Source organism: Pseudocitrobacter corydidari, assembly GCF_021172065.1.
Classification (GTDB): domain Bacteria; phylum Pseudomonadota; class Gammaproteobacteria; order Enterobacterales; family Enterobacteriaceae; genus Pseudocitrobacter; species Pseudocitrobacter corydidari.
The window spans coordinates 2776305-2790459 of the sequence record NZ_CP087880.1 but is presented as its reverse complement, the minus strand read 5'-3'; the positions used below and the strand labels follow the sequence as shown (position 1 = coordinate 2790459).

Below are 14155 nucleotides of genomic sequence, written 5' to 3'. Positions count from 1 at the left end.
TCTTTAAAAATCATTGTTCTGCTAAAAATAAGCGAAACGGTGAGGTGCGAAATGTCAAAAGACAAACCACAACTGGAAGGCATTCAGGAGAGTGAACGCGCGTTAAATTTTGAAGCCGCCTGCAGAAATGGAGGGTTATTTCTTCTGTTGCTCATTATTTTTCTGGCTATTGGTGGCTTGTTTTCTAAAGGTTATTTGAGTCAGGCAGCAAGGGAGTCTCCTGACCAAAAGTTGCAGATTGAATATGAACGTTTTGGTCGATTACAAACGGAATTTGCATTAAAAATATCAGCAAAATCAGGACCTGGAGGATTATTCATTTTCAGCCTGCATGGTCACTATAACAAGGATTTTGAAATCGGCAATGTTTGGCCTAAGCCAGATAAAATGTACAGCCAGAATGACACGCTATTTTTTGTATATCATACCTCACAGCAGCCACATCCCTTTACCGTCTGGTTATACGCGACTCCACAAAAATTCGGCTATGTCCATAACTCGCTTAGGTTAAACGCTGGCTCAGAAATAGACTTCTGGCAGTTTATCTATCCTTAGGAGATAAAGAATGGAGATGATATTTCGCGCACTTGCAATCTATCTGATTTTATTGGTTGTCTTCAAAATAGCAGGGCGCAGAGCCCTGTTACAGATGACCAGCTTCGATCTGATATTATTATTGATTATCAGTGAGGCAACGCAGCAGGCATTATTGGGAAATGATTTTTCTGTCACCGGTGCGATGCTAACAATAATCACGCTGGTGGTGGTGGATATGCTCTTTGGTATTATGAAAAAGTATTTCTCGGGCGCGGAGTCAGCGCTGGATGGTTCGCCGGTTATTCTGGTTGAAAACGGTACACTGTTGACAGAAAAGCTTAAAAAGGTGGATGTCTCTTGCGATGATATACTGGTCGCCGCGCGCCAAAATCAGGGCATTACAGAGCTGGAGAAAATTAAATATGCCATACTTGAACGCAATGGGCATATCTCGATTATCCCGTTAGAAAAATAAGGAACAGCTGATGGAAGAAACCCTTTATCACGACTCAAAAACCACCGGTGAGCTAACCCAACTGGCTGCAAATGCTCTGCTGGAGCGTGGCTGGCGCTTAACCACCGCCGAGTCATGTACGGGGGGCAACCTTGCTGCGGCACTCTGTGCAGAAGAGAATACCGCAGCATTTTATGATATCGGGGTGGTGACTTTCAGCGATGAGGCAAAGCAAAAAATGCTGAATGTTCGGGCCAGCACATTGGAAAAGTGTAGTGCTGTTAGCGAGCAATGCGTGCGGGAAATGTCTGCTGGCGCACTGGCTCAGGCTGAGGCTGATGTCAGTATCGCGATTAGCGGTTATGCCGGCCCGGATGGCGGAGACGATGGTACCCCGGCGGGGACGGTCTGGTTTGCATGGAACTTTCGTGGCCGAATAGAAACAGCACGGGTAATGTTTACCGGCGAATGCCAGGATGTCGTCGAAAAAGCGGTTCGCTACTCTCTTGCCATTTTGGTTGAACAACTCTCCCTTTCGACGTCATCCCGGTGATGAGGGGGTTAAGCGCCTTTTACCGAATAATAAAAAGCCACGAGTATAAGACTCGCGGCTAATTACTCTTATTTATTAATAAGCGAGATTACTTTTCAGCCTTGCGTCCACCGCTATGGCTATTCTGGCCGCCTTTTTTACCGGCTTCAGACGCACGCTGCGGGTCATTTTTGAAGTTACCGCCGCTTTGCTGACCACCTTTACGGCCTGCGTCAGAGGCTTTATCTCGATCTTCTGCGAAATTACCGGAACCACCACGATGCTCTGCCATATTCAATACCTCATATTTTGCTATGTCAGGATGATGCAAAATTTTATTTCGCATCTCATGTTGTTCAGGAGTTAACTCTAGTGGTTACTCGATAAAGATCAAACGATATTACTGGATTGTAACCGTACATTATTGTTTTATCATCAAGGCTTACGCTTCGCTTAAATGTTAATGTTTCCCCTGGAAATGCGATTAAATTAGAAAGATAGAAGCGTGTGCTTATTTTACTATTAGGTATTTTATCCGAATTTATAACGTGGGAGGTTTACCGTTCTTTACGTTTATTTTTTGTTCGCATCGCTGTTTATTAAAAAGACATAAGCTTAATCTGGGGAAATATCCTAAATAAAAATATGCTAATAACAAATGTGGTTTTCCATATGTATTGTTGCTTTTTTATCGATAAAGCGTAGTCTTACCCCTATCTGACAGGAGGATGAATGCCTTTAAACGCGCTAACTGTTTTCAAACTACTTTCCGACGAAACGCGGCTGAATATCGTTCTGATACTCAGGGAGTTAGGTGAGCTTTGCGTCTGCGATCTCTGTACCGCGCTCGAACAATCACAGCCAAAAATCTCGCGCCATCTGGCTATGCTGCGTGAATGCGGCCTGTTGTTAGATAGGAAGCAGGGAAAATGGGTGCACTACCGTCTTTCTCCCCATATTCCGGCGTGGGCGGCGCAGGTGATTGAACATGCCTGGTCAAGCCAGCACCATGAGATCCAATCTATTTCACGAAAACTGACAGCAGACGGTGCAGCTCACTGTTGCTGAAAAATTTTAGCTTAACATATCTGTTTTTTCATATGTATTTATTCAGGGAGGTTGTATGTTACTGGCAGGCGCAATTTTTGTCCTGACCCTGGCTTTGGTTATCTGGCAGCCAAAAGGGTTGGGCATTGGCTGGAGCGCAATGCTTGGCGCGGTGTTGGCGTTGGGGTTTGGCGTGGTGCATGTTGATGATATTCCGGTGGTGTGGAATATCGTATGGAACGCGACGGCGACCTTTATCGCAGTGATTATCATCAGTCTGCTGCTGGATGATTCGGGCTTTTTTGAATGGGCCGCTCTACACGTTTCGCGCTGGGGCAAGGGGCGCGGGCGTTTGTTATTCACGTATATCGTACTGCTCGGCGCGGCGGTGGCGGCACTGTTCGCCAATGATGGCGCGGCGTTAATACTCACGCCGATCGTCATTGCTATGCTACTGGCGCTTGGATTCAGCAAAAGTACAACGCTGGCATTTGTGATGGCCGCAGGTTTTATCGCCGACACGGCCAGTTTGCCGCTGATAGTCTCTAACCTGGTCAACATCGTTTCAGCCGATTTCTTCCATCTGGGCTTTAGCGACTATGCTTCGGTGATGGTGCCGGTAGATATCGCCGCCATTGCTGCCACGCTTGGGATGCTACATCTGTTTTTCCGCAAAGATATCCCGGCTAGCTACGACCTTGAACGCCTGAAAGAACCCGCTAAAGCGATTAAAGATCCGGCAACGTTCCGCACCGGCTGGGTCGTCCTGCTTTTGCTACTGGCTGGTTTTTTTGTGCTGGAGCCGATGGGTATTCCCGTCAGCGCTATTGCGGCCGTTGGGGCGTTAATTCTTTTTGCAGTAGCGAAAAGGGGCCATGCGATTAATACCGGGAAAGTGCTGCGCGGTGCGCCGTGGCAAATTGTTATCTTCTCGCTGGGCATGTATCTGGTGGTCTACGGCTTACGTAACGCGGGGCTGACGGAATACCTTTCCGGTGTATTAAATGCGCTGGCGAATAATGGTCTTTGGGCGGCTACGCTTGGAACGGGCTTCCTGACCGCGTTTCTCTCCTCGGTTATGAACAACATGCCGACGGTGCTGGTCGGCGCGCTTTCTATTGATGGCAGTAGCGCATCCGGCGTCATTAAAGAGGCGATGATTTACGCCAACGTCATTGGTTGCGATCTGGGGCCAAAAATCACCCCCATTGGCAGCCTGGCGACGCTGCTGTGGCTGCACGTTCTTGCGCAGAAAGATATGACGATCGCATGGGGGTATTACTTCCGCGTCGGAATTATCATGACCTTGCCAGTGCTGTTGGTGACCTTATCCGCATTGGCATTGCGTCTCTCACTCACACTGTAACGAGATACTGAAATGAGCAATATCACCATTTATCACAACCCGGCCTGCGGCACGTCGCGTAATACGCTGGAGATGATCCGTAACAGCGGCACAGAGCCAACCGTTATTCTTTATCTCGAGAATCCTCCTTCGCGTGATGAACTGAGCAAATTGATTGCCGATATGGGTATCTCCGCACGGGCGCTGCTACGTCAAAATGTGGAACCGTATGAAACGTTGGGTTTGGCAGAAGAAAGGTTTACTGATGCTGAACTTATGACGTTCATGCTGCAATACCCTATTTTAATCAACCGCCCGATCGTGGTGACTCCGCTGGGAACGCGCCTGTGCCGCCCGTCCGAAACGGTACTGGATATTTTGCCGGATGAGCAGAAACACGCCTTCAGTAAAGAGGATGGTGAAAAGGTGGTTGATGAACAGGGTAAGCGCCTGAAACCCTAAATTGTCCGGTTGTGTCGGGTGGCGCTTGTCGTCGGGTGGCGCTGCGCTTACCCGACCTACGGATTATCTACGGTCCGTAGGCCTGATAAGCGCAGCGCCATCAGGCAACGGCGCTTGTCGTCGGGTGGCGCTGCGCTTACCCGACCTACGGATTATCTGCGGTCCGTAGGCCTGATAAGCGCAGCGCCATCAGGCAATTACAGTGTTCCGGTTCCGCCATCTGAACACCATACCTGCCCGGAAGCATACGAACACTCGTCGGAGGCAAACAGCACATACAGCGGCGCAATTTCCACCGGTTGCCCAGGACGTCCGAGTGGCGCATCCGCACCAAACTGCTCTACTTTTTCCTGCGGCTGCCCGCCGCTGGTTTGCAATACCGACCAGTATGGCCCCGGCGCGACCGCATTCACCCGAATACCGCGCGGCCCCAGCTGCTTCGCCAGCGATTTGGTCAGCGCCACCAGGCACGCTTTGGTTTGCGCATAATCGACCAGAATGGGGCTGGGTTTGAACGCCTGGACCGACGTGGTATTGATGATAGACGCGCCCGCCTTCAGGTGACGAAGTGCGGCTTTGGTCAGCCAGAAAGCAGCATAAACGTTGGTTTTGAACGTGGCGTCAAACGCTTCGGTAGTGAGATCTTCCAGTGATTCACAATACTGCTGTCGCCCGGCGTTGTTCACCAGAATATCCAGTTTACCCAGTTGTTCTACCGTCTGTTCGATCAGCGAATGACAGAAATTTTCATCCCGCAAATCACCCGGGATCGCCACCGCTTTTACGCCTTCCGCTTTCATGACTTCAATGGCGCTTTTTGCGTCTGACTCTTCTTCAGGCAGATAGTTAATAACGACATTCGCGCCTTCTCGGGCGTAAGCAATGGCTACCGCGCGACCAATCCCGGAATCACCGCCGGTGATTAAGGCACATTTACCTTTCAGACGTCCGTTACCGCGATAGCTTTTTTCGCCATGATCGGGTTCAGGGATCATTTTCGAATCAAGGCCTGGCGGTTGCTGGGTTTGCGTCTGGAAAGGGGGGCGTGGATATTGCGGGTTAAGTGTGTCGCGATCGGCCATAATTATCTCCTTATCGCTCTGTGTCATTGTGGGTGTTTGAACGTGTCCCTGTGGCATGCAGGGAAAATAAATATCTCGAACTATTAAGGGTATACGCTATGCAGACTTCTTAATTGGGTTTCAGATATTTCCGGTCTTTACGCCGCATGGGTGTCAATCCCCTTATAGGGATATTGCGACATAAAATCTTTAAAACTAGACAGTTGTCGAGTTTTTATCTTAAAGTTTTGTGTTATCAGCCGGACAAAATTAGTATCCGGTTGCTAAATAGTTAAATAATATTTTGCCTTATGTAAATGACTGACCCGTCTGATAAAGGGCCAGCGAGCATGACGGCGCTTGCAAGCAAGACAACACACCTCTTTTGGGAGAATCTATGCGTTCCTCTGTGAATAACACTGAAAGCCGAACTTTCTTCGGTCATCCTTATCCGCTCGGCTCACTCTTCTTTACGGAGATGTGGGAGCGTTTCTCGTTTTACGGTATTCGTCCGCTGCTGATTCTGTTTATGGCGGCAACCGTATACGACGGTGGGATGGGGCTGGCGCGTGAAAACGCCTCGGCGATTGTGGGGATTTTTGCCGGTACCATGTACCTGGCGGCATTGCCGGGCGGCTGGCTGGCGGATAACTGGCTCGGCCAGCAAAAAGCGGTTTGGTATGGCTCGATTCTGATCGCGCTGGGTCACCTCTCCATCGCGCTGTCGGCGTTTATGGGCGACAACCTGTTCTTTATCGGCCTGATGTTTATTGTGCTGGGTTCCGGCCTGTTCAAAACCTGTATCTCGGTGATGGTCGGCACGCTGTATAAAAAGGGCGATGCGCGTCGTGACGGCGGCTTCTCGCTGTTTTATATGGGCATCAACATGGGCTCGTTTATCGCGCCGCTGATTTCCGGCTGGCTGATTAAGTCACACGGCTGGCACTGGGGCTTTGGTATCGGGGGCATCGGGATGCTGGTGGCGCTGATCATCTTCCGCGTCTTTGCCGTTCCGTCGATGAAACGTTATGACAGCGAAGTGGGCCTGGATTCCACCTGGAATAACCCGGTGGCGAAGAAAAATGGCGTAGGTGCGTGGTTGCTGGCGCTGGCGGTTGGTGTGGCAATTATCATCACCCTGATTGCGCAGGGTGTCATTGTGATTAACCCGGTTGCGGTCGCCAGCGTGCTGGTGTACGTCATTGCCGCGTCGGTTGCGCTCTACTTTATCTATCTGTTCGTCTTTGCGGGCCTCAACCGTAAAGAGCGCGCGCGCCTGCTGGTGTGCTTTATCCTGCTGGTTTCCGCGGCGTTCTTCTGGTCTGCTTTTGAGCAGAAACCGACCTCGTTCAACCTGTTTGCCAACGACTACACCAACCGCATGATCGGCGATTTCGAAATCCCGGCGGTATGGTTCCAGTCAATCAACGCCCTGTTCATCATCCTGCTGGCCCCGGTATTTAGCTGGGCGTGGCCGATGCTGGCGCGCAAAAACATCCGTCCGGGCAGTATCACCAAGTTTGTGATTGGTATTCTGTGTGCGGCAGCGGGCTTTGGCCTGATGATGCTGGCGGCGCAGAACGTGCTGAGCAACGGCGGGGCGGGCGTATCACCGTTCTGGCTGGTGGGCAGTATCCTGATGTTGACGCTGGGTGAACTGTGTCTGAGCCCGATTGGCCTTGCGACCATGACCCTGCTGGCCCCGGAAAGAATGCGCGGCCAGATGATGGGGCTGTGGTTCTGTGCCAGTGCGCTGGGTAACCTCGCGGCGGGTCTGATTGGCGGCCATGTGAAGGCCGACCAGCTTGATATGCTGCCCGATCTCTTTGCACGCTGTTCCATCGCGCTGCTGATTTGTGCGGCGGTTCTGATGGTGCTGATCGTGCCAGTGCGTCGTATGCTGGCGAATGCCCAGACACCCAATGAGCAGAAACCGGCAACCAACGCCTGATTCTGTAGGCCCGGTAAGCGCAGCGCCACCGGGCATTGTGCGCAATTGCCGGATGGCGGCGTAAACGCCTTATCCGGCCTACGACCTGCCTTTTGTAGGCCCGGTAAGCGCAGCGCCACCGGGCATTGTGCACAGATGCCGGATGGCGGCGTAAACGCCTTATCCAGCCTACGGCCTGTCTTCTGTAGGCCCGGTAAGCGCAGCGCCACCGGGCATTGTGCGCAATTGCCGGATGGCGGCGTAAACGCCTTACCCGGCCTACGACCTGCCTAATGTAGGCCCGGTAAGCGCAGCGCCACCGGGCATTGTGCGCAATTGCCGGATGGCGGCGTAAACGCCTTATCCGGCCTACGACCTGCCTATTGTAGGCCCGGTAAGCGCAGCGCCACCGGGCATTGTGCGCAGATGCCGGATGGCGGCGTAAACGCCTTATCCGGCTTACGAACTGCCTTGTGTAGGCCCGGTAAGCGCAGCGCCACCGGGCTTTTTTAACACTTAAAGCTACTCAAAATCCGCATGACGTTTAAACATGCTCTCGCTGGCTTCACCCAATTCTGACATCAGCTCCAGCACTATCGCGTCATAGGCGATGAAACAAAGCTGCTCAAACGCCGACCCCATCGGCTGCGAAAAGGCGTTCGCGTCGCGAGCGTTATCGTCCTTTACGGTGCCGGGCAGGACCAACACGCTTTTGGCTAATTTACCGATAGTGGAATCCGCCTTCATGGTTACCAGCGCCACATCCACGCCGCTGTCGACCGCTTTTTGCGCCAGGCTTTTCAGGCTGCCCGTTTCACCGCTTCCGGAGCCAATAATCACCAGATCGCCCGGTTTAGAGCGCGGCGAAGAGATTTCACCCACAATACTCACCGAAAATCCCAGGTGTAATAGCCGGTTGGCAAAGCCTCGAATGGCAATACCACTACGCCCCGCGCCCTGTAAAAAGATGTGCTTCGCGTTTTTAATCAGCGCAATAAATTGCCCGGCCTGCCCGTCGTCGATTTTTAACGCGTTATGCTCCAGCTCTTTTAAAATATTGACCGTGTTTTCCTGAATGCTCATTTCTCGTCTCCCTGATTACGCAATGGTGCGCCCGCCGTCCATCAGAATGGTTTGCCCCTGAATATAGGAGTTGGCTTTGTCGGCTAAAAAGATGGCCAGATTCGCCACGTCATCAATGGTGCCGAGACGGCGGACAGGGATTTTTTCCAGCACCGCATCCAGGTCAGCCTGGGTCGGGTAGTTGACGCGCATCATCTCGCCGGTATCAATCAGACGCGGGGCGATAGCATTAACGTTAACGCCTTTCGGCCCCAGTTCTTTTGCCAGCCCGCGAATCAGACCTTCGCCGCCCGCTTTACTGGCCGGGTAACTTACGCCGCCACCGGTGCCGGCGAGCGCAGAGCCGGAAGAGATATAGACGATGGACCCCTGATTAGTGAGGAAGTCAGCGTAGAACGATTTCACCGTATTGAATAAACCGGTCAGGTTAATCGCCAGCGTTTTGTTCCACTCTTCAAATGTGATGTCATTCACTTTATTTGCAAACGCGACGCCCGCGTTCAGCACCAGAATATCGATGCGACCAAACGTAGCAAATACCTGCTCACGGACGTTATCCAGCGCTTTTGGATCAGAAACGTCGGTTTTAACAAACAGCGATTTCACGTCGCCGAAGGTCAGTTCCGCCGCCGTTTTTTTACCGTTCTCTTCGTTATAATCGACAATTACCGTATGCGCGCCGCGCTCGGCAAACTGTTTGGCGATGCCTTTGCCAATGCCATGCGCGCCGCCGGTAATTAATGCGACTTTTCCTGTGAAGTTACTCATTATTTTTCTCCTGACTTTTCCTGTTTTGAGAACGCAGTTTCCCTCCCGACGATATGTCGGAAACTACGTTCTCTTTTGTCTTTTATAAGGTAGTTCGTTATTGCACGACAGCTTTTAAGGCCTGATAGCTCTCTTTTGGTGTGCTATTAAATAACGCACCGCCAACCACAATAAGATCTGCCCCAGCCTCTTTTACCTTTTTGGCAATTTCAATATTTACGCCGCCATCTACTTCAATTTGAATATTTCGCCCGGCGACCATTTTTTTAGTATTGCGGATTTTCTCCAGACTTTTCTCGATAAAGGTTTGCCCTGGCTGACCGGGGTTAATGGTCATAATCAACACATAATCAATACCATCAAGCAGATATTCGATAACGCTTTCAGGTGTTCCGGGGTTCAGCACCACGCCGGCTTTGCGTCCGGCCTTTTTAATTTTCTGCAAAATATAGTGCACATGCGGCGTCGATTCATAATGTACGGAGATCATCTCTGCGCCGGTTTTGATGACATCGTCAATATGTCGTTCCGGGTTCGCCAGCATCATGTGAACATCAAATACCATAGCGCTGGCCTTTTTCATGGCGGCAATCTGGTTGGGGCCGAAAGCAATATTACTGACGTAGGTACCGTCCATTAAATCTACGTGTAATATTTGTGTTTGCTCTTGTTCTAAGAAAGTAATTTCATCTCGCAGACGTAAAATATCTGCACCAAATATTGATGGTAATATCTGTGCCATTTGAGTACCGCTCCATTAAAATTGACTAGTGAAATACTGTGCTTAACCAGTAGGTGAGAATTTCCCAAGGTCCGGTTAAGACAAAATCGGTTCCCTGGCCGTTTAAGCCAACACCTGCGCCGTTGAGGAATTGGGTTGCGCCGGGAGCGACATAACCGCCTAAATACATCACCACAATGCAGAACAGCAGGGTGGAAATAATTGAGCGAATCACGTTACCATTGCTGACCATGACCGTCATGGTGGTCATGTAAATAATCGACATCAGCACGCCAATCGGGAAGATTTTGATATCCGGTAGCACCAGCGCGCACAGCATGGTTAACGGAATAGTAATCACTGTGACGGTAACCGTTGCCGGGTCGCCAAGGGCTAGCGCGCAGTCCATACCGATATTCAGCTCAGCATCTTTCCCCATCTGCTTTTGCATAATCTCTTTTGCGCTTTTGCCAATGGGGTTCAGGCCTTCCATCAGGATGCCAACCACTTTTGGCAGCAGCACCATGACCCCGGCGATGCCCATCGCCATCGGGACAATTTTGGTGATGTCTTGTTTGGTCAGTAATCCGAGCAGTGCGCCGACAATCACGCCGATAATCGCCGGTTCGCCGAATACGCCTAAGCGTTTTTGTACACTCTCCAGGTCAACGTCCAGTTTGTTGAGGCCCGGAATATAGTCGATGACTTTATTGACCAGCCAGGCGAAGGGCAGCGTCCAGCCGATGTGGATCATGGTGGTACAGGTTGTGCCTTCCAGCCCGTAATATTTTTGCCAGCGTGGGGCAATCAGGTCGCCAATAAACAGGGCGATGACGCTCAGGGCAACTGCGACGCCAAGGCCAATAAAGAAGCTATCAAATACAAAGTAAGCCAGGGCGCCGGGAACTAAGAAGTGCATGTAGTTCCAGATATCGACGTTTAATGTTTTGGTTAATTTCAGTCGCACCAGTACAAGGTTTAAGATAATCCCAATCGGAATAACCATCGCGGCGAATGGCGCTACCCATGCAGCAGCGCCTACCGCAGGCCATCCGATATCCGCAACGGTAAAACCACTGCCGATTTTTGAATAGTATTCAATGGCTGGGTGCAGTGCCGTATTCAACAGGCCGACGACTAATCCGAGGCCAATAAAACCGATTCCGACAGTGATACCGGATTTAATCGCCGCACCGACCTTCATGCGAAAAACCAGACCTAAAATAAAGATCACCAATGGGAGAATGGCCGTCGCTCCCATGCTGGTGATGGTTTCCATTATACTTTTTAATGTTTCCATCTCTGCTGCCCTCTCAGGTTTTACGCGTTGGCCAGACCCTGTAACAACTCGCCTAATTTCTTACGCAGCGCGCCTTCATTAATGCCGGTAATAAATCCGGCAACGCTCATATGCGGTTTGCCGATATCACCTTTGTAGTTGTTGGTGGTTAACACCACGTCGGCATTCGCCATCTCTGAAGAGAGTTCGCTCATGCTGCATTTATTAATTTTGTACAAGGAAATACCGTACTCTGCACAAACGGATTTCACTTCATCAGCAGCCAGTGTGGAGGTGGCAACGCCGCTACCGCAGGCAACGAGAATATTGATCATAAAACGCTCCGAAAGAGTTAGTGGATGATGGTGGAAATAAACAGCGCTTCGGCTTCCTTTGCAGGAAGGTTCAGTAGTTTCTGATAGAAATCTTCTATCTGAAGATGGTTAAAAAGTGATTTCAGCATTTGCAGCTGATCCGCCGGATCGGTCACCACCAGGCTGATGATCAGATTTACCCACAGCTTGCCGTCGCCATCGGCTTCATCAACCTCTACCGCTTCCGGTACCCGGACAATAAACACCGCGGGGCGGTTGGCGTTTTCGCTGGCGCAGTGGGGGATGGCAACCGCATACCCATCAAGCGCAATCCCGGTGGGATACTCCGCTTCGCGTTCGCGCAACGCGTCCAGCCAGGAGGCTTTCACGATGTCTTGCTCACGAAGGCTGTTAAAGATGAAGGTCCGAACCTCGTCATAGTTTTTGCACGATGTTCCATCCGTCACGCTGATAGTAAATTCGCTCACCGCTTCTCCTTACCGTGTAACCAGTTGCTCATATGAGCGTTAATGTTGTTCATATGAGTATGGTATAGCGCAGCGCATCAGGCGCGAAAACGGGCAAGATCCAGAAGTGAAATCCGGATCACAGAAAACATCATTAGGGCGAAAATATTCTCGCTCATATGTGCAAACGTTAAAATTGAAATGAATTAAAGGCGATCAAGCAGGATCAAAGCAGATGGCAAAATACCGGGTGGTCAGCCCGGTATTATTGATAACAGGAATGGCTGGTGGTTAGTCGAGAAGCTTAATTGCGGTGTCGAAATCGGTGATCAAAACATTAAGCAGGCCCGAGCGCAGCGATGCGACGATGCCATCATACTTCTCTTCGCCACCGGCCACGCCGATGACGGTTTTGGTTTTGCGTAGCTGATCGGCGGTGATCCCAAGGCCGAGACGATTCATCGGACTGGATAACACATCTCCTTTGCTGTTCACCAGCGTGATACAGATATCGGCGGCGATATCTTGCTTGTAAAGTGTCTCGCACCACGATTCGGGAAAGATTTTACACAGACTGGATGAGCCAGATTTCCACGCACCGATCCCGGTGATCACCACGTCCAGCTGTGGGTAGTATTGGCGCGTATCGACCACCGCAGGATCCTGCGCCAGTTTGTTCGCCAGGCTTTCGTCTTCCACCCACATCGGCACATACATGGGATGTGCTTTCCCCTGCGAGATGGCGGCAATTTTATGAATGATATCAATTGGGCCCTGGCTAAACTCAATGCCCGGATGTACGCCGGAGAGCTGAATAACGTCCAGGGGAGGAAGTGAAGTGAGCTGGCTAACCGTCTGTGACAGCACTTTGCCCCACGCGATACCCACCTTCATTCCCTCTTTAAGCGTTTCACTGAGAAAGGAGGCGGTGATGCCGCCCAGCTTTTCGTTCAGCTCATCCTGACCGGACCACGACTCTGAAACTGACAGTACAACCGCGCTTTTGAGCTGATATTTGGTACACAATTTTTGGGCGATCTCTTCATCCAGCGCCTGCTGTTTTGGGAAGATGAACTTCACATACTCTTTCTCAATCGCCTCATCAATCAGACGAGCAACTTTAAAGCGCGAGACGCCAATCTCCTCGGCGATTTCGATTTTTGTTTTCATTTCAGCGAAATAGCGACGTACGACGAGAGAGTAGATGATGCGAGGGTCAGCATTAAGCCATCGGTTATGCTTGTCTGTTTTGGTCATGCTTTTTCCATGCGACGTTAAATGAGTGCCCACAGAGCCGGAGAAACAGGTTCTAATCTCATAGGAGTATACATTTATACGCTCATAAGTAATGCGTAAGATCTCGCTTTTACCTATTCTTTGCAAAAAGAGGCAAGCTCCACGCTTTCGCAGTGAAGCTCACACACGCATGAGGGTGAAAAAGTGCTACTTTTCCAGTTCGGTCTGAAGCGTTGCTTTGGGGACGGGAAGAACATTTTCGCAGTAAAGCAGCCGGTTATCCTTTGACCAGTAAAATCGCATATTTTCATTTAAATCAACGATCCACTTAAACACACCCGCGTTCGCTAACTCTAAACAATACTGTTCATACGATGTTCTTCCCGCGAAGTGTCTTTTCGCCGCCACGCGTGTTAAAAATTTACTGGCATTTGCGCTTATTTTGATAATCCCCTGGCGACCTTCAACGGATACGTAATTATCTGATGTCGTTATCACCTTGACGTTTCCTGTCGCCACAAAATAGATGTAGTAGGAAACGTTATTGCGCTGGAGCTCTGTTAAAAAAGTAAGGAAATCTGACTTGCATCTGACCTGCTCGAAATACGATTTGAGCATTACCCTAAATTCCATTTTGCCCCTGCTATAAGTTCGTAGTCTTAAGTGTTGTTTAAGTGTTATGGGTTGTAAAATAATTGATTAGTTAACTAATTAGGATTCTTATAGTTAACAATGCGCATCTTAAGTGCAATTTAAGAATGGGAATAGCATTTCATTTGTTACTGAATATTGCTAACAACCCAGGAATGGCGCGCTCTGACGGTAAGCGGGCGGTGGCAAGATTGCGCAATGTTGAAATCTGTCTGCGCAAACAAACATTTTTACTCGGAAGCTAATGTTTCTGTAATTCGAAAGTCGC

The 14155-nt window shown here is 50.2% G+C and carries 17 protein-coding genes; 7 read left to right on the top strand and 10 right to left on the bottom strand.

What is annotated here, in order from left to right; all coding sequences use genetic code 11:
• The first annotated feature begins 51 nt into the window (after positions 1–51).
• The 3 genes from G163CM_RS12975 to G163CM_RS12965 are packed head-to-tail and all read left to right on the top strand — an operon-like array spanning position 52 to position 1544.
• Entirely contained in the window at positions 52–555 is a 504-nt protein-coding gene (locus G163CM_RS12975) for a hypothetical protein (protein ID WP_231825247.1), read from the top strand.
• 10 nt (positions 556–565) lie between these two features.
• The gene (locus tag G163CM_RS12970; RefSeq protein ID WP_015965706.1) at positions 566–1012 is read left to right on the top strand and encodes a DUF421 domain-containing protein; all 447 of its coding nucleotides are present in this window, start codon (positions 566–568) and stop codon (positions 1010–1012) included.
• A gap of 10 nt (positions 1013–1022) precedes the next feature.
• A complete protein-coding gene (locus G163CM_RS12965) occupies positions 1023–1544 on the top strand; it encodes a 2-oxo-tetronate isomerase (protein WP_231825246.1) in 522 nt (173 codons plus the stop codon).
• An 88-nt stretch (positions 1545–1632) separates the two neighbouring features.
• On the opposite strand, the gene G163CM_RS12960 is transcribed toward G163CM_RS12965, so the two are convergent.
• A complete protein-coding gene (locus G163CM_RS12960) occupies positions 1633–1815 on the bottom strand; it encodes a con-10 family general stress protein (protein ID WP_231825245.1) in 183 nt (60 codons plus the stop codon).
• A 440-nt stretch (positions 1816–2255) separates the two neighbouring features.
• Here G163CM_RS12960 and G163CM_RS12955 point away from each other — a divergent pair, with 440 nt between their 5' ends.
• Genes G163CM_RS12955 through arsC form a run of 3 tightly spaced genes read left to right on the top strand, consistent with a single transcriptional unit; the run spans position 2256 to position 4377 of the window.
• Positions 2256–2591 (top strand): metalloregulator ArsR/SmtB family transcription factor, encoded by a 336-nt coding sequence (locus G163CM_RS12955; RefSeq protein WP_015965702.1) that lies wholly within the window; start codon positions 2256–2258, stop codon positions 2589–2591.
• Between the two features lie 55 nt (positions 2592–2646).
• Complete coding sequence (locus G163CM_RS12950) at positions 2647–3936, top strand: arsenic transporter (protein ID WP_231825244.1); 1290 nt, start codon at positions 2647–2649, stop codon at positions 3934–3936.
• Between the two features lie 12 nt (positions 3937–3948).
• The gene (arsC, locus tag G163CM_RS12945; RefSeq protein WP_231825243.1) at positions 3949–4377 is read left to right on the top strand and encodes a glutaredoxin-dependent arsenate reductase; all 429 of its coding nucleotides are present in this window, start codon (positions 3949–3951) and stop codon (positions 4375–4377) included.
• Positions 4378–4574: 197 nt separating this feature from the next.
• On the opposite strand, the gene G163CM_RS12940 is transcribed toward arsC, so the two are convergent.
• Complete coding sequence (locus G163CM_RS12940) at positions 4575–5459, bottom strand: SDR family oxidoreductase (protein WP_231825242.1); 885 nt, start codon at positions 5457–5459, stop codon at positions 4575–4577.
• 376 nt (positions 5460–5835) lie between these two features.
• Here G163CM_RS12940 and G163CM_RS12935 point away from each other — a divergent pair, with 376 nt between their 5' ends.
• Positions 5836–7389, top strand: a complete 1554-nt coding sequence (locus G163CM_RS12935; RefSeq protein WP_015965697.1) for a peptide MFS transporter — start codon at positions 5836–5838, stop codon at positions 7387–7389.
• 501 nt (positions 7390–7890) lie between these two features.
• Here G163CM_RS12935 and hxlB read toward each other — a convergent pair.
• The 8 genes from hxlB to G163CM_RS12895 all read right to left on the bottom strand — a co-directional run bounded on the left by hxlB (position 7891) and on the right by G163CM_RS12895 (position 13869).
• A complete protein-coding gene (hxlB, locus tag G163CM_RS12930) occupies positions 7891–8451 on the bottom strand; it encodes a 6-phospho-3-hexuloisomerase (RefSeq protein ID WP_231825241.1) in 561 nt (186 codons plus the stop codon).
• Between the two features lie 15 nt (positions 8452–8466).
• Positions 8467–9219: an SDR family NAD(P)-dependent oxidoreductase gene (locus G163CM_RS12925; RefSeq protein WP_231825240.1), complete on the bottom strand. Its 753-nt coding sequence runs from the start codon at positions 9217–9219 to the stop codon at positions 8467–8469.
• Positions 9220–9316: 97 nt separating this feature from the next.
• Positions 9317–9961, bottom strand: coding sequence for a ribulose-phosphate 3-epimerase (rpe, locus tag G163CM_RS12920; RefSeq protein ID WP_231825239.1), 645 nt, complete (start codon positions 9959–9961; stop codon positions 9317–9319).
• A gap of 25 nt (positions 9962–9986) precedes the next feature.
• Entirely contained in the window at positions 9987–11240 is a 1254-nt protein-coding gene (locus G163CM_RS12915) for a PTS transporter subunit IIC (protein ID WP_015965693.1), read from the bottom strand.
• 20 nt (positions 11241–11260) lie between these two features.
• Positions 11261–11554, bottom strand: a complete 294-nt coding sequence (locus G163CM_RS12910) for a PTS sugar transporter subunit IIB (protein WP_015965692.1) — start codon at positions 11552–11554, stop codon at positions 11261–11263.
• Between the two features lie 17 nt (positions 11555–11571).
• On the bottom strand, positions 11572–12021 hold the full coding sequence (locus tag G163CM_RS12905; protein ID WP_015965691.1) for a PTS sugar transporter subunit IIA: 450 nt from the start codon (positions 12019–12021) through the stop codon (positions 11572–11574).
• Positions 12022–12291: 270 nt separating this feature from the next.
• On the bottom strand, positions 12292–13257 hold the full coding sequence (locus tag G163CM_RS12900; protein ID WP_015965690.1) for a sugar-binding transcriptional regulator: 966 nt from the start codon (positions 13255–13257) through the stop codon (positions 12292–12294).
• Positions 13258–13443: 186 nt separating this feature from the next.
• Positions 13444–13869: a DUF1398 family protein gene (locus tag G163CM_RS12895; protein ID WP_231825238.1), complete on the bottom strand. Its 426-nt coding sequence runs from the start codon at positions 13867–13869 to the stop codon at positions 13444–13446.
• Positions 13870–14155: the final 286 nt, after the last annotated feature.

Bases quoted from the DNA above. Each gene is read 5' to 3' on its own strand.
- G163CM_RS12975 (WP_231825247.1), top strand. From the start codon at position 52: ATGTCAAAAGACAAACCACAACTGGAAGGCATTCAGGAGAGTGAACGC.
- G163CM_RS12970 (WP_015965706.1), top strand. From the start codon at position 566: ATGGAGATGATATTTCGCGCACTTGCAATCTATCTGATTTTATTGGTT.
- G163CM_RS12895 (WP_231825238.1), bottom strand. From the start codon at position 13,869: ATGGAATTTAGGGTAATGCTCAAATCGTATTTCGAGCAGGTCAGATGC.
- G163CM_RS12915 (WP_015965693.1), bottom strand. From the start codon at position 11,240: ATGGAAACATTAAAAAGTATAATGGAAACCATCACCAGCATGGGAGCG.
- G163CM_RS12925 (WP_231825240.1), bottom strand. From the start codon at position 9,219: ATGAGTAACTTCACAGGAAAAGTCGCATTAATTACCGGCGGCGCGCAT.
- G163CM_RS12950 (WP_231825244.1), top strand. From the start codon at position 2,647: ATGTTACTGGCAGGCGCAATTTTTGTCCTGACCCTGGCTTTGGTTATC.
- rpe (WP_231825239.1), bottom strand. From the start codon at position 9,961: ATGGCACAGATATTACCATCAATATTTGGTGCAGATATTTTACGTCTG.
- G163CM_RS12900 (WP_015965690.1), bottom strand. From the start codon at position 13,257: ATGACCAAAACAGACAAGCATAACCGATGGCTTAATGCTGACCCTCGC.
- arsC (WP_231825243.1), top strand. From the start codon at position 3,949: ATGAGCAATATCACCATTTATCACAACCCGGCCTGCGGCACGTCGCGT.
- G163CM_RS12955 (WP_015965702.1), top strand. From the start codon at position 2,256: ATGCCTTTAAACGCGCTAACTGTTTTCAAACTACTTTCCGACGAAACG.
- G163CM_RS12910 (WP_015965692.1), bottom strand. From the start codon at position 11,554: ATGATCAATATTCTCGTTGCCTGCGGTAGCGGCGTTGCCACCTCCACA.
- hxlB (WP_231825241.1), bottom strand. From the start codon at position 8,451: ATGAGCATTCAGGAAAACACGGTCAATATTTTAAAAGAGCTGGAGCAT.
- G163CM_RS12965 (WP_231825246.1), top strand. From the start codon at position 1,023: ATGGAAGAAACCCTTTATCACGACTCAAAAACCACCGGTGAGCTAACC.
- G163CM_RS12935 (WP_015965697.1), top strand. From the start codon at position 5,836: ATGCGTTCCTCTGTGAATAACACTGAAAGCCGAACTTTCTTCGGTCAT.
- G163CM_RS12960 (WP_231825245.1), bottom strand. From the start codon at position 1,815: ATGGCAGAGCATCGTGGTGGTTCCGGTAATTTCGCAGAAGATCGAGAT.
- G163CM_RS12940 (WP_231825242.1), bottom strand. From the start codon at position 5,459: ATGGCCGATCGCGACACACTTAACCCGCAATATCCACGCCCCCCTTTC.